Annotated in this window: 13 protein-coding genes; 6 read left to right on the top strand and 7 right to left on the bottom strand. The window is 56.7% G+C overall.

The genetic code is table 11. The annotated features are described in order from the left end of the window. Positions 1–63 precede the first annotated feature (63 nt). Positions 64–1,392 carry a tricarballylate/proton symporter TcuC gene (tcuC, locus tag AC1UKS_RS03535; protein WP_482435768.1) on the top strand — a complete coding sequence of 443 codons (1,329 nt, stop codon included), beginning with the start codon at positions 64–66 and terminating at the stop codon, positions 1,390–1,392. Between the two features lie 50 nt (positions 1,393–1,442). On the opposite strand, the gene exbD is transcribed toward tcuC, so the two are convergent. Together exbD and exbB are read right to left on the bottom strand one after the other, a co-directional pair. After that, positions 1,443–1,865, bottom strand: coding sequence for a TonB system transport protein ExbD (exbD, locus tag AC1UKS_RS03530; RefSeq protein ID WP_265909596.1), 423 nt, complete (start codon positions 1,863–1,865; stop codon positions 1,443–1,445). A 5-nt stretch (positions 1,866–1,870) separates the two neighbouring features. After that, complete coding sequence (gene exbB / locus AC1UKS_RS03525; RefSeq protein WP_482435766.1) at positions 1,871–2,602, bottom strand: tol-pal system-associated acyl-CoA thioesterase; 732 nt, start codon at positions 2,600–2,602, stop codon at positions 1,871–1,873. A 249-nt stretch (positions 2,603–2,851) separates the two neighbouring features. Between exbB and metC the strand changes: the two genes are divergently transcribed. After that, complete coding sequence (gene metC, locus AC1UKS_RS03520; RefSeq protein WP_482435764.1) at positions 2,852–4,051, top strand: cystathionine beta-lyase; 1,200 nt, start codon at positions 2,852–2,854, stop codon at positions 4,049–4,051. 106 nt (positions 4,052–4,157) lie between these two features. Beyond that, entirely contained in the window at positions 4,158–4,814 is a 657-nt protein-coding gene (locus AC1UKS_RS03515) for a DedA family protein (protein WP_053144792.1), read from the top strand. 27 nt (positions 4,815–4,841) lie between these two features. Here AC1UKS_RS03515 and AC1UKS_RS03510 read toward each other — a convergent pair whose 3' ends face one another. Next, positions 4,842–5,735 (bottom strand): AraC family transcriptional regulator, encoded by an 894-nt coding sequence (locus AC1UKS_RS03510; RefSeq protein ID WP_265909599.1) that lies wholly within the window; start codon positions 5,733–5,735, stop codon positions 4,842–4,844. 124 nt (positions 5,736–5,859) lie between these two features. On the opposite strand from AC1UKS_RS03510, the gene dkgA reads away from it, so the two are divergent. Then, positions 5,860–6,684, top strand: coding sequence for a 2,5-didehydrogluconate reductase DkgA (dkgA, locus tag AC1UKS_RS03505; RefSeq protein WP_265909600.1), 825 nt, complete (start codon positions 5,860–5,862; stop codon positions 6,682–6,684). 62 nt (positions 6,685–6,746) lie between these two features. Here the strand turns inward: dkgA and ftsP are convergent, their stop codons facing one another. The 4 genes from ftsP to AC1UKS_RS03485 form a co-directional block, all read right to left on the bottom strand. Continuing rightward, positions 6,747–8,165 carry a cell division protein FtsP gene (gene ftsP / locus AC1UKS_RS03500; protein WP_482435761.1) on the bottom strand — a complete coding sequence of 473 codons (1,419 nt, stop codon included), beginning with the start codon at positions 8,163–8,165 and terminating at the stop codon, positions 6,747–6,749. Between the two features lie 107 nt (positions 8,166–8,272). Then, positions 8,273–9,010 (bottom strand): 1-acylglycerol-3-phosphate O-acyltransferase, encoded by a 738-nt coding sequence (locus tag AC1UKS_RS03495; protein WP_482435759.1) that lies wholly within the window; start codon positions 9,008–9,010, stop codon positions 8,273–8,275. Between the two features lie 180 nt (positions 9,011–9,190). Then, on the bottom strand, positions 9,191–11,464 hold the full coding sequence (parC, locus tag AC1UKS_RS03490; protein ID WP_482435758.1) for a DNA topoisomerase IV subunit A: 2,274 nt from the start codon (positions 11,462–11,464) through the stop codon (positions 9,191–9,193). Between the two features lie 148 nt (positions 11,465–11,612). Beyond that, a complete protein-coding gene (locus AC1UKS_RS03485; protein ID WP_265909605.1) occupies positions 11,613–12,395 on the bottom strand; it encodes a transporter substrate-binding domain-containing protein in 783 nt (260 codons plus the stop codon). Between the two features lie 153 nt (positions 12,396–12,548). Here AC1UKS_RS03485 and AC1UKS_RS03480 point away from each other — a divergent pair, with 153 nt between their 5' ends. Both AC1UKS_RS03480 and AC1UKS_RS03475 read left to right on the top strand, forming a co-directional pair. Further along, the gene (locus AC1UKS_RS03480; protein WP_105760224.1) at positions 12,549–13,130 is read left to right on the top strand and encodes an NAD(P)H-dependent oxidoreductase; all 582 of its coding nucleotides are present in this window, start codon (positions 12,549–12,551) and stop codon (positions 13,128–13,130) included. A gap of 33 nt (positions 13,131–13,163) precedes the next feature. Further along, the gene (locus AC1UKS_RS03475) at positions 13,164–13,472 is read left to right on the top strand and encodes a putative quinol monooxygenase (RefSeq protein WP_053144804.1); all 309 of its coding nucleotides are present in this window, start codon (positions 13,164–13,166) and stop codon (positions 13,470–13,472) included. Positions 13,473–13,514: the final 42 nt, after the last annotated feature.

Below are 13,514 nucleotides of genomic sequence, written 5' to 3'. Positions count from 1 at the left end.
CCGTCATCACATTAAATCCGCGGCTGGCAGGATAAAACGGAAGAAAACCCAAAAGGATGCTGTATGACTGCCGTGACTTCTCCCCCAAATCCCGCCCGCAAGCCTCAGGGTAATGCCAGAACCATCTTCAATGTGACCAGCGGTAATTTCCTGGAAATGTTCGATTTCATGGTGTTTGGTTATTACGCCACGGCTATCGCCAAAACCTTTTTCCCGGGTGACGATCCCTTTGCCTCGCTGATGCTGACGCTGATGACCTTCGGTGCAGGTTTCTTGATGCGGCCATTGGGTGCCATCGTGCTGGGGTCGTATATTGACCATCATGGCCGCCGCAAAGGGCTGCTAATGACGCTGGGCCTGATGGCCATCGGTACGCTGACCATTGCCGTGGTGCCGGGTTACAACACGCTGGGTGCCGCCGCGCCGATCCTGATCCTGTTAGGACGCCTGTTGCAGGGCTTCTCTGCCGGGGTTGAGCTGGGCGGCGTTTCGGTTTATCTGGCCGAGATCGCGCCGAAGAACCGTAAGGGCTTCTTCGTGAGCTGGCAGTCGGGTAGCCAGCAGATCGCGGTGATTTTTGCGGCGCTGTTAGGCCTGGGCCTGAACCATCTGCTGGAAAAAGATCAGGTCACCGAATGGGGCTGGCGTATCCCGTTTGTGATCGGCTGTATGATTGTTCCGTTCCTGTTCTGGATCCGAAGCAAGCTGGAAGAAACCGAAGCGTTCAGCCAGCGCAAAACGCACCCGTCGATGAAGCAAATCGTTCGCTCGGTCGCCAGCAACTGGGCGCTGGTGCTGGCGGGCATGTTGATGGTGGTCACCACCACGGTGATGTTCTATATGATCACCGCGTTTACCCCCACCTTTGGCAAAACCGTGCTGATGATGAGCGACAAACAGAGCTTCTTCGTCACCCTGTGCGTGGGCGTATCTAACCTGATTTGGCTGCCGATCATGGGTGCCGTGTCCGACCGTTATGGCCGCCGGCCGCTGCTGATTTTCTTTACGCTGCTGATGATTGCCACCGCGTGGCCGGTGCTGCACTGGCTGGTCGGTTCCCCGAGCCTTTCGCACCTGCTGGAAGCGGAACTGTGGCTCTCGTTCCTTTACGCCAGCTATAACGGTGCGATGGTGGTCTATCTGGCAGAAGTGATGCCGGCGGAAGTGCGGGCGACCGGCTTCTCACTGGCTTACAGCCTGGCAACCGCCCTGTTCGGCGGCTTCACCCCGGCCATCTCCAGCTACCTGATCCACGCCACCGGCGATAAGGCGATGCCTGGCGTCTGGCTGACCTTTGCCGCCGTGTGCGGATTGATTGGGACAATGATTATCAAACGCCTGATCCGTCAGTACCAGACCCGACACAGCGGCGCCCCGGTGGTGCAGCTGTAATAAAAAAGGGCCGACATCTGCATGTCGGCCCTTTTTTTAACGCCCGTCGGTTACTTCCCGGCGGTTTCCATTCCCATCAGACCAATCTTCAGATATCCCGCCTGACGCAGTTTATCCATCACGCCCATCAGCGTTTCATAATCCACAGACTTATCTGCCTGGAAGAAAATGGTGGTCTCTTTGTTGCCTTCGGTCTGGCTGTTTAGCGCATTCAACAGCGTGTCCGGCGTCACCGCATTGTTGCCAATGAACAGCTGCTTGTCGGCTTTGATTGACAGGTAAACCGGCTTCTCAGGACGCGGCTGCGGCGCACTGGTGGAAGCAGGAAGGTTAACGCGGACGTCAACCGTTGCCAGCGGCGCGGCGACCATAAAGATAATCAGTAGCACCAGCATCACGTCGATAAACGGCGTGACGTTGATTTCATGCATTTCGCCGTTGCTTTCGAGATCTTCATTCAATCGCATTGCCATGGTGCTTATCCTACCCGCAGTTTCTGAGCGGGCGCACGCTGTGCGCTGCCGCTGGCGGCCAGGTCCAGATCGCGGCTTTGCAGCAGCATCACCTGGGCGGCAACATCGCCCATTGACGCTTTGTAGTTGCCGATCAGGCGGGCAAAGACGTTGTAGATCACCACGGCGGGGATGGCCGCAACCAGGCCGATAGCGGTGGCCAGCAGGGCTTCCGCAATCCCTGGTGCCACCACCGCCAGGTTAGTGGTCTGGGTCTGGGCAATGCCGATAAAGCTGTTCATGATGCCCCACACCGTACCAAACAGACCGACGAACGGTGCGATGGCGCCGATGGTGGCGAGGAAACCGTTGCCGCGGCCCGCGTGACGGCTAAAGAACGCCACGCGGCGCTCCAGGCGGAAAGAAGTACGCTCTTTGATGCCGTTGTCGTCGTCGGAGCCTGCGGAAAGTTCCAGCTCGTTTTCCGCTTCTTTCAGAAACTGCGTGGTCAGGCTGCCCGTTTTAAAGCTGGCGCTGATCTGCGCGGCTTCCTGCAGAGAGCGTGCACCTGCCAGCGCGTTCTGCTCGTTTTTCAGGCGGCGTTTAGCGGCGCTGAGTTCAAAACTTTTACTGAAGAAGATCGCCCAGGTCACGACAGATGCCAGCAGTAAGCCGATCATCACCACTTTTACTACGATGTCTGCATGCTGGTACATGCCCCAGACGGAAAGATCCGTCTGCATCAAATCATTCGTCACGCTGTGTCTCCAACGTCATTCAACGGGTAAAAAAAACCAGTGCGGATCATACCAAATCAGTGCTGAATTGATAGTGGTTATCATTACTATTTACTTTTGGGGTAACATTTTTTACACACTTTCCTGATTTAACGCATATCCAGCCGACTTTTGCTGAATCTTTCTCACAGTGCCCTACGCTTAATTTCGCCCAGCCGCCTGCCGTGTTAACGTTAAGGCAGACCAGACATCCGCAAACAGAGCATTCCGATGACCAGTAAAAAAATTGAAACGGCGCTGATTGCCGCCGGACGCAGTAAACGTTTTACCCAGGGCTCAGTGAATAGCGTGATCCAGCGGGCCTCCTCGCTGGTGTTTGATAGCGTGGCGGAGAAAAAACGCTGTACCGCCGGCCGCGCCGATGGCGAGTTATTTTACGGCCGTCGCGGCACGCTGACCCACTTTTCCCTGCAGGACGCGATGACCGAACTGGAAGGTGGCGCGGGCTGTGCGCTCTATCCTTGCGGCGCGGCCGCGGTTGCTAACGCCATTCTGGCCTTTGTTTCTGCTGGCGATAACGTGCTGATGGCGGGCTCGGTGTATGAGCCGACGCAGGACTTCTGCACCAAAATCCTCAGCAAAATGAATGTCTCCACCAGCTGGTTCGATCACTGCATCGGTGCGGAAATTGCCGAACGGGTGCAGCCAAATACCAAAGTGGTGTTCCTCGAATCTCCGGCTTCGATCACCATGGAAGTGCAGGATGTCCCGGCGATTGTCGCCGCCGTGCGCAGCAAAGCGCCGGATGCGGTGATCATGATCGACAATACCTGGGCCGCCGGCATTCTGTTCCGCGCGCTGGATTTTGGTGTGGATATTTCTATTCAGGCCGGCACCAAGTATCTGATTGGTCACTCCGACGCGATGATCGGTACCGCCGTTGCCAATGAACGTTGCTGGGCACAGCTGCGTGAAAACTCCTATCTGATGGGTCAGATGGTCGATGCCGATACCGCCTATATGGCCAGCCGGGGATTAAGAACGCTGGCCGTGCGCCTACGTCAGCATGAAGAAAGCGCAATAAAGGTCGCCAACTGGCTGGCGGATCGGGCCGAAGTTTCCGTGGTCAATCACCCTGCTCTGCCACAATGTAAGGGACATGAATTCTGGCAACGCGACTTTACCGGCAGCAGCGGCCTGTTCTCCTTTGTGCTGAAAGCGCGTTTGACCGACCCGCAGCTGGCTGAGTATCTCGATCGCTTCGAACACTTCAGCATGGCCTATTCCTGGGGCGGCTACGAGTCGCTGATCCTCGCTAATCAACCGGAGGAGCTGGCGGAAATCCGGCCGGCCGGCGGCGTGGATTTTACTGGCACGCTGGTGCGCCTGCATATTGGCCTGGAGAACGTTGACGACCTGATTGAAGACCTGGCTGCCGGATTTGCTCGTCTTTCCGCCTGTCCTGCCTGATAAAGCTAAACGGACGATTAACGGTGCGACATCCGCGCCCTTGATCAAAGTGTGGTGAGGGGATTAGCGCTACAATGGCAGCTTAACGCAGTAAACAGGAATTAAGATGGGTGTATTGCATGAGATTGTTCAGGCGCTGTGGCATCAGGATTTTGCTGCGCTGGCCAATCCGGACGTCATTTGGGTAGTTTATTGCATTATGTTCGCTACCCTGTTTCTTGAAAATGGCCTGTTGCCCGCCTCGTTTTTGCCGGGCGACAGCCTGCTGTTACTGGCAGGCGCGATGATTGCCAAAGGGGTGATGGACTTTGTGCCTACGGTGGCGATCCTGACGCTGGCCGCCAGCCTCGGCTGCTGGCTTAGCTATTTACAGGGGCGCTGGCTGGGCAATACGCGGCTGGTGAAAAGCTGGCTGATGCATCTGCCGGTGCAGTATCACCAGCGGGCGTGGAATCTGTTTCATCGCCACGGTTTGACGGCTTTGATCGTTGGCCGTTTTCTGGGCTTTGTGCGCACCATTCTGCCGACCATGGCAGGGATTTCCGGCCTGAAAAACGGCCGCTTCCAGCTGTTTAACTGGCTGAGCGGTTTTCTCTGGGTAGGCATTCTGGTGTCGCTGGGCTTTGCCATCACCCAGGTGCCGTTTATCAAACGGCACGAAGATCAGGTGATGACCATTCTGATGGTGCTGCCGCTGGTGCTGCTCTGCGCCGGATTAATCGGCAGCGTGGTACTGCTGATCCGCCGTAAAAAATCGGCGTAAAAAAAGGCCGGTGCTCCGGCCTTTCTCTTATCCCGCCTGACGCATCCGCGTCGCTTCTTCGCCCGGCGTAACGCCAAAATAGCGCTTAAACTCGCGCGAAAACTGCGAAGCACTTTCATACCCCACCCGCATTGCCGCCGCGCTGGCCTTCAGCCCTTCGTGCAGCATCAGCATCCGCGCCTGGTGCAGCCGGTAGCTTTTCAGATACTGCAACGGCGAGGTGCTGGTCACCGCTTTGAAGTTATGGTGAAACGCCGAGACGCTCATATTTACTTCCGCGGCCAGCAGGTCAACGCTGAGGTTATCAGTGTAATGGTGTTCGATGCGGCGCAGCGCGCGGGCAATCTGGCTGAACTGGGTGTGGCGACTGACCAGCGCCATCAGCGCCCCGCCACACGGGCCAAGCAGCACATGATAAAGAATTTCCCTGACAATCTGCGGGCCCAGCACGCGAGCATCGCGCGGATTCGCCAGCACATCCAGCAGCCGCTCGGCGGCACAGAGCATCTCTTCCGTCAGCGCGGAGGAGTGAATGCCCCGGGTTTGCGGTTCGGGATGGAAGCTGTCGTCATCGCCAATATCGATCAGCAAATCCTGCAGCTTGACCGGATCGACGTTCAGCAGGATCCCGGCCAGCGGCGCTTCCGGCGTGGCGAAGGTTTCACACTCTACCGACAGCGGCACGGTCAGCATCAGGTATTCCGTGGCATCGTAATGAAAAACATTATTGCCGAGGTAGCCGGTTTTCTGCCCCTGGAACAGGATCACGATCCCCGAGGAATAAAGCACCGGCGTCCGTCCGCTGGGCTTGTCGGCATAAATCAGGCGAACATCCGGCAACGAAGCCAGCGGCGAAGCGCCCGATGTCACCAGATGCACCACCTTGCTGGCAAGCTGAGTACAAAGCGTGTTGCGATCCATAAACGAGTTTTACTCTCAGAGAATTCCAAATAGCATCATGCCCAACGGCGCGGCTATTCTCAACTAGACTTAGAGTCACTCGCCGGCACAGAGGTGCCGGTTCATTCGCTGCAAAGGAGAAAACATGGCAGAGCAACCTGTAATTAAACTCCATGACGGCAACATGATGCCGCAGATTGGCCTTGGTGTCTGGCAGGCCAGCATTGACGACACCCGCACCGCGGCAGTTAAGGCGTTGCAGGTCGGCTATCGTTCACTGGATACCGCCGCCATCTATAAAAACGAGGAAGGGATTGGGCAGGCGCTGCAAGAAACCGATATCCCGCGCGAGGATATCTTTATCACCACCAAACTGTGGAATGACGATCAGCTGAACGCGCCGCAGGCGATGGAAACCAGCCTGAAAAAATTGCAGCTGGAGAGTGTCGATCTTTATCTGATGCACTGGCCGTGCCCGGCAAAAGACAACTACGTTGATGCCTGGAAAGCGATGATTGAGTTACAGAAACAAGGGCTGACCAAAAGTATCGGCGTCTGTAATTTCCAGGAAGCCCACCTGAAACGGCTGCTGGAAGAGACTGGCGTCAGCCCGGTGGTCAATCAGATTGAGCTGCATCCGATGCTGCAGCAGCGCACGCTGCACGCGTGGAATGCGATGCACCATATTCAGACCGAGTCCTGGAGTCCGTTAGCGCAGGGCGGTAAAGGCGTATTTGATCAGGAAATCATTAAAAACCTGGCGAAGAAATACGGCAAAACCCCGGCGCAGATCGTGATTCGCTGGCATCTGGATAGCGGCCTGGTGGTGATCCCGAAATCGGTCACGCCGTCGCGCATCGAAGAGAACTTTAAGGTGTTTGACTTCCGTCTGGAGAAACCTGAAATCAGCGAGATTGCCAAGCTGGATAAGGGTAACCGACTGGGACCAAATCCGGATGAGCTGAACTAACTGTGCAAACGGGGCGAATTAATCGCCCCGTTTTTTTTGCCTGCCTGCCCGACTCTCGCCACCTAAATCGTTGGCTGTACCAGCATCTGACCCGCCGAGCCGCGGTCGGCCATTTCCAGCGTCTGGCTGTAATAGACGAACGGGAAGTGTTCGGCTGAGGATTGCAGCAAAGAGACAAATAACTCCACCGTGCCGTCGACCCAGACCGTATCTTTCCAGCCGCGGTCTTCTGCCCATGGCTGCGCGCCGTTGACGTTTTTAATCAGGAACTTCACGCCCTGAATATGGAATGACTGCGGCAGATCGGCATGGATAATCCAGCGCTCAAAGGTGCCCTGCTGCGCCTGCACGTCAATTCGCTCCATATCCCATAGCGCGCCATTGATGCCCGGCAATGCATCACCGAGGCTGAATTCACGCGTGCGGCTGACCGAACCTTCAATCATCTCATCGGCCAGCAGGCGCATTGGCAGGTTATCGGTGACCAGCGGTAACAGCCCGGTCGGACGCAGCGTCAGCACCAGCGTCGAGGTCAGAATGCTGGAGGGTTCGAACAGGCCGCGCAAGCGGTCAACGATACCGGCTGCGGTGCCCGCAGTGATCGACACTTCGTCGCCCTGGCTCATGTCCACCAGCACTTCACGGCGTTCGCCCGGTGCCAGCGATAGCTGCTTGACTGCCACCGGCGCAGGCAGGAATCCCTGATCGCTGGAAATCACGTTGAACGGGCGGTTGTCGCTCATTAACAGCTGATAACAGCGGGAGTTGGAGGCGTTAAGCAGGCGCAAACGCACCCAGCCGCGCGAGACGTCGACATACGGATTCTGCACGCCGTTAACCAGCAGCGTGTCGCCGACGAAGCCACCGCTGGACGGCGGGTCATACTGGAGTGAACCAAAGTTATCCAGCCGCTTATCCTGGATAATCAGCGGGAAATCATCGACGCCGTAATGATTGGGGATCGGCAGCGCTTTGCTGACCTCATCTTCAATCAGCCACAGACCGGCCAGCCCATTGTAAACGTGAGGTGCCATGCGGTTTGGCGTGTTGGCGTGATACCAGCAGGCGGTGGCCGGCTGGCGGATCGGCAATACCGGCGCCCAGTCCACGCCCGGTGACATCAGTCGTGGTGCGCCGCCCGCCAGTGCGCCAGGCACCTGCAGACCGCTAATGGTCATCGAGACGGGTTCATTCAGTCGGTTGCTGTAGATCAGCTTGACATCATCGCCGCTCCAGACCCGCACCGTCGGCCCGAGATAGAGGCCGTTGACGCCCCACACCTGGGCCTTATTGCCATCGCCAGTGAAGGACCAGTGACTGCGTTGGAGGGTCAGGAAAATGGGCTGCCCACGGCGCGATTCCACCAGCGGCGGGACCGGCAATGCGGTGCCCGGCCCGGCGGCGAACGCATTAACAGGCAACGAGCCCGCGCACAGCGCGATACCCGAAGCCTGAATAAACTGACGTCGACTGAAAGACATAAAAACTCCGTAAACCAAAACGCAGTCCTTATGCCGGACTGCTATCCATCTTTTATGATTCTGGTCTTTGCTGTGTGAGGGTAAGCCAGCCCGCAGGCTGGCTGAAATTATCTTTTATCGGCGGCTTCGCGCGCGGCCACTTCTGCGTTCAACTCGTCAAGTTTCGCCATCATCAGTTCACGGCAGTGCGTCGCCAGCTTGCGTACCGACTGGTCGGCAAAGGCAGCCGTGTCTACCGGTGGTAGCATTTCGATAATCACATGGCCGTTGTTCAGGCGGTTAAGCTTAATTTTATCGTGGGTGTTCGACACCACAATCGGGATGATCGGCACACCGGCGGCCATTGCCGCGTGGAACGCGCCGGTTTTAAACGGCAGCAGGCCACGACCACGGCTGCGGGTACCTTCCGGGAACATCCAGAACGAAATTTTTTTCTTCTTGAACTGATCGACCAGTTCGCCAATGGTGCCGTGCGCCTTGGAGCGGTTATCACGGTCAATCAGCAGGTTACCGGTCAGCCAGTACAGCAGGCCAAAAAAGGGCACCCACAACAGCGTTTTCTTGCCGACGGTCACCGTCGTCGGCTGCACAATCTTCGCCGCGGTGATCATATCGTAGTTATTTTGATGGTTGGCAATATAGATGGCGTTAGGGTAATTTTCGGCGCCTTCTGGACGGCGGAGTTCGACTTTCAGGCCAAATACCGTCGAAAGTTTGCCAAAAAGATGGCCAAACGTGGCGACGTGACGCGGGTTTCTCGGGCTGAATAAGCACCAGATGCAGCCAAAGACACACACCAGGATTGAGTAAACCACCACGACAATAAAACGTAAAATTGAGAGCATCACATCCTCGTTATTGCTTTCAGACTCCCCTGAGTCGGCAGACGGTAACCTGACCTGTTACCGGGGCGAACGCCCTGCCTTCGGGGTACGGATAAAGTATATCCTGAAATCTTGAAATTGACTGCATTTCACTGGGTTAGCCAGGCTTTCGCCTGGCCAGCACCCAGTATACAGGGACCGTTACTCTTCGCTGTCAGCAACCGGTGCTCTGACCGGACCGTCAACTTCCACCCGATCGATACGCTGCAATCCACGTGGCAACAGCGTACCGCGACGCCCGCGCTCTGCGCGGAACTTCTGCAGATCGTCAGGCTTCAGCGTCAGCTTGCGTTTACCGACGTGCAGCGTCACCGAGGTTTGTGGTGTCAGCAGCAGCAGCCAGGCCAGATTATCTTCACCGGACGCCGCCTGCGCGGAAGGAATGGAGATAATTTTGTTGCCCTTGCCTTTCGACAGCTGCGGCAGATCGCCCACCGGGAACAGCAGCATCCGGCCCGCAGAGGTGATCGCTAACAGCAGATCGTCATCATGATGGATCGCCAGTGGCGTCATCACTTTGGCATTCTGCGGCAGCGTGAGCAGCGCTTTACCGGCACGGTTACGGGAAACCAGATCGCTGAAGGTACAGACGAAGCCGTAGCCCGCGCTCGAGGCCATCAGCAGTTTCTGATCGTCGGCCTCCATCAGCACCTGCTCCATCACCGCGCCCGGCGGTGGCGTCAGCTTGCCGGTTAACGGCTCGCCCTGGCCACGCGCCGACGGCAGCGTAATCGGATCCAACGCATAGCTGCGCCCGGAGGAGTCGACAAACACCACCGGCTGATTGCTCTTGCCACGGGCGGCGGCGCGATAGCTGTCACCGGCTTTGTAGCTGAGGCCACCCGGATCGATATCATGCCCTTTGGCGCTGCGCACCCAGCCAGACTGCGACAGCACAATGGTCACCGGCTCTGACGGCACCAGTTCGCTTTCGCTGATCGCTTTGGCTTCTTCACGCTCACGCAGCGGTGAACGGCGATCGTCGCCATACAGGTCGCTGTCTGCCTGCAACTCTTTCTTCAGCAGGGTATTCATTTTGCGCTCGGACGCCAGAATGCCCTGCAGCTGATCGCGCTCTTTCGCCAGCTCATCCTGCTCGCCGCGAATTTTCATCTCTTCCAGCTTGGCGAGATGACGTAATTTCAGTTCGAGGATCGCTTCAGCCTGAGTTTCGCTGATCTCAAAGCGCGACATCAAGACCGGCTTCGGTTCGTCCTCGGTACGAATAATGTGGATCACTTCGTCGATGTTGAGGAACGCCACCAGCAAACCTTCGAGGATATGCAGACGACGCAGCACTTTATCCAGACGGTGCTGCAAGCGGCGGCGCACGGTATCGCGACGGTAGATCAGCCACTCGCTGAGGATCTCCAGCAGATTTTTCACCGCCGGACGGTTGTTCAGGCCGATCATGTTCAGGTTGATGCGGTAGCTTTTTTCCAGATCGGTGGTGGCAAACAGGTGGTTCATCACCTGGTCCATATCCACCCGATTGGAGCGCGGCACAATCACCAGCCGCGTCGGGTTCTCATGGTTGGATTCATCACGCAGATCCTCGACCATCGGCAGCTTTTTATTGCGCATCTGGGCAGCAATCTGCTCCAGCACGCGCGCACCGGAGACCTGATGCGGCAGCGCGGTGATCACCACGTCGCCATCTTCCCGTTTCCATACCGCGCGCATACGCACCGAGCCACGACCGCTCTGGTAAATTTTACGAATTTCGTTACGTGGCGTAATGATTTCGGCTTCAGTCGGATAGTCCGGCCCCTGCACGATATCCAGCAGCTCGTCGAGAGTGGTTTTTGGCGCGTCGATCAGTGCGATCGCCGCCTTCGCCACTTCGCGCAGGTTATGCGGAGGAATATCCGTTGCCATGCCCACCGCAATCCCGGTGGTGCCGTTCAGCAGGATATTCGGCAGCCGCGCAGGCAGCATTTTCGGCTCCTGCAGAGTGCCGTCGAAGTTCGGGACATAGTCGACGGTGCCCTGTCCCAGCTCGCCCAGCAGCACTTCGGCATATTTCGACAGGCGGGATTCGGTGTAACGCATCGCGGCGAAGGACTTCGGATCGTCCGGCGCACCCCAGTTCCCCTGGCCATCCACCAGCGGATAGCGGTAAGAGAACGGCTGCGCCATCAGCACCATCGCTTCATAACAGGCGCTGTCACCGTGCGGATGGTATTTACCCAGCACGTCACCCACGGTACGGGCCGACTTTTTGAACTTGGCGCTGTTGTTCAGCCCCAGCTCTGACATCGCATAGACAATGCGGCGCTGTACGGGCTTCAGCCCGTCGCCAATATAGGGCAGCGCACGGTCCATGATGACGTACATGGAATAGTTGAGGTAGGCCTCTTCCGTAAACTTATGCAGGGCACGACGCTCTGCACCATCCTGCGTCAGGTCACTCATTACTCTTGATTCCTCACATCGCGGCGCTGTTGGCGCGCCACATCGGGGTCGTTTGGCGTGGATAGTACCTTATCCAGGCGGGGTCTGTCACAGGGTACCGTGGGGGCAAAGCGGATTCAGGCGGGGAAAGATCGCCCCGCCATCAGGTTTATTTTTTAACGGCCAGCCACTGGCTGACAACCTGCTGATATTCGCCGGTGGCATTGCTTAAATGCAGCCACTGGTCGACATACAGTTTCCAGCTCAGATCGTCACGCGGCAGCATGTAGGCTTTCTCGCCGTACTGCATCGGCTGCTCGGGATTGATGGCGCAGAGCTTGGGATAGTGCTTCTGCTGGAACATCGCTTCCGAGGCATCGGTGATCATCACGTCGGCTTTTTTATCCACTAACTGCTGGAATATGGTCACGTTGTCGTGGAACAGCGTCAGGTTAGCCTGCGGCAGGTAAGCGTGCACAAACGCCTCGTTGGTGCCACCCGCCGGTTCGATCAGCCGCACCGACGGCTTATTCAGCTGTTCAATGGTGCGGTACTTCTTCTTATCAACACAGCGCACCAGCGGGATCTTGCCATCGGTGCCCAGCGGGATGGCAAACCAGGCGGTTTGCTGGCGCTTCAGGGTGACCGACACGCCGCCCAGGGCGATATCGCACTGCTTGGCGATGAAGTCCGGCGTTAAGGTTTTCCAGGTTGTGGGCACCCACTTCACTTCCGCGCCGAGATTTTTGGCCAGTGACTGCGCCATCGCGATATCAATACCTTCATATTGCCCGTCAGCGCGCAGGAAGGTGTACGGCTTGTAATCGCCGGTGGTGCAAACCGTCAGGACTTTGCTTTGCAGCACGCGGTCCAGATGTGACTGAGCACTGGCGCCGCCTGCAACCAGCAGTAATGCGGCAACCCCGCTTTTAATGCGTATTTTTTTTATCATTGTTGTCTGTCTCATGGTAACTGTGCCGAAATCCTACCTTGTGAAGCGCCATTATTGCTCAAAAAGCAAAAGTGTTGTGATCAAACACACATTTTTCTCTGCGGTTCTCGCGCGTACACTGGCCGTAATGTCATGAACTGGAGAACAAAGAGCATGAGCAAGATTTTAATTATTGATGCAGGAAAAGCCTTCGCCCATTCAAAAGGCGAACTGAACCACACCATGACCGAAGTGGCCGCCACCTTTTTACGCGATGCCGGCCATCAGGTCGACGTCACCGTGGTTGACGACGGGTATGTGGTTGCCGATGAAGTGCAAAAATATCTTGATGCGGATACCGTCATTTACCAGATGCCAGGTTGGTGGATGGGCGAGCCGTGGATCCTGAAAAAATACATTGATGAAGTGTTCACCGAAGGTCACGGTTCACTGTACGCCAGCGATGGTCGTACCCGCTCCGACGCGGCGAAAAAATACGGCTCCGGCGGGCTGATTCAGGGCACCAAATACATGCTGTCCCTGACCTGGAATGCGCCGCTGCAGGCGTTTACCGATCCCGAGCAGTTCTTCGAAGGCGTCGGCGTCGATGGCCTGTACCTGCACTTCCATAAGGCGAATCAGTTCCTCGGCATGGAAGGTTTACCGACCTTTATTTGTAACGATGTGATTAAACAACCGGACATTGCCGCAGATATTGCGCGCTATCGGACTCATCTGAGCGAAATCTTTGCTTAACTAGTCAGACGACAATCCCAAAAAGGAACGACTATGCTCACCGTGATCGCTGAAATTTGCGTAAAGCCAGGCCGCCGCACGGCCGTTTTACAGGCTATTGAGAACGTAACGCCAACGGTGTTGGAGGAAGCGGGCTGCGGAAGCTATCAGGCGCTGACTGACTTTAAAGCGCAGGTTCCCTGGAAGCAGCATTCGCCCGATTCCATCTTTATGGTCGAGCACTGGGATTCACTGCGCCATCTGGAACAGCATCAGCAGGCTGCCCATATGGAACAGCACCGCACCAATATCAAAGCCGATGTGGTGGATGTGAAGATTTTCGTGCTGGAAGCGGCCAAGTAAGCCGCATTAATAATTCGCCCGGATGAGTAACACTCCCCGGGC

The sequence above is a fragment of the Erwinia sp. AK-PDG3-5 genome, from assembly GCF_056821705.1.
Note: the sequence above shows the minus strand (reverse complement) of the source record. Positions and strands in the feature narration are given on the sequence as shown.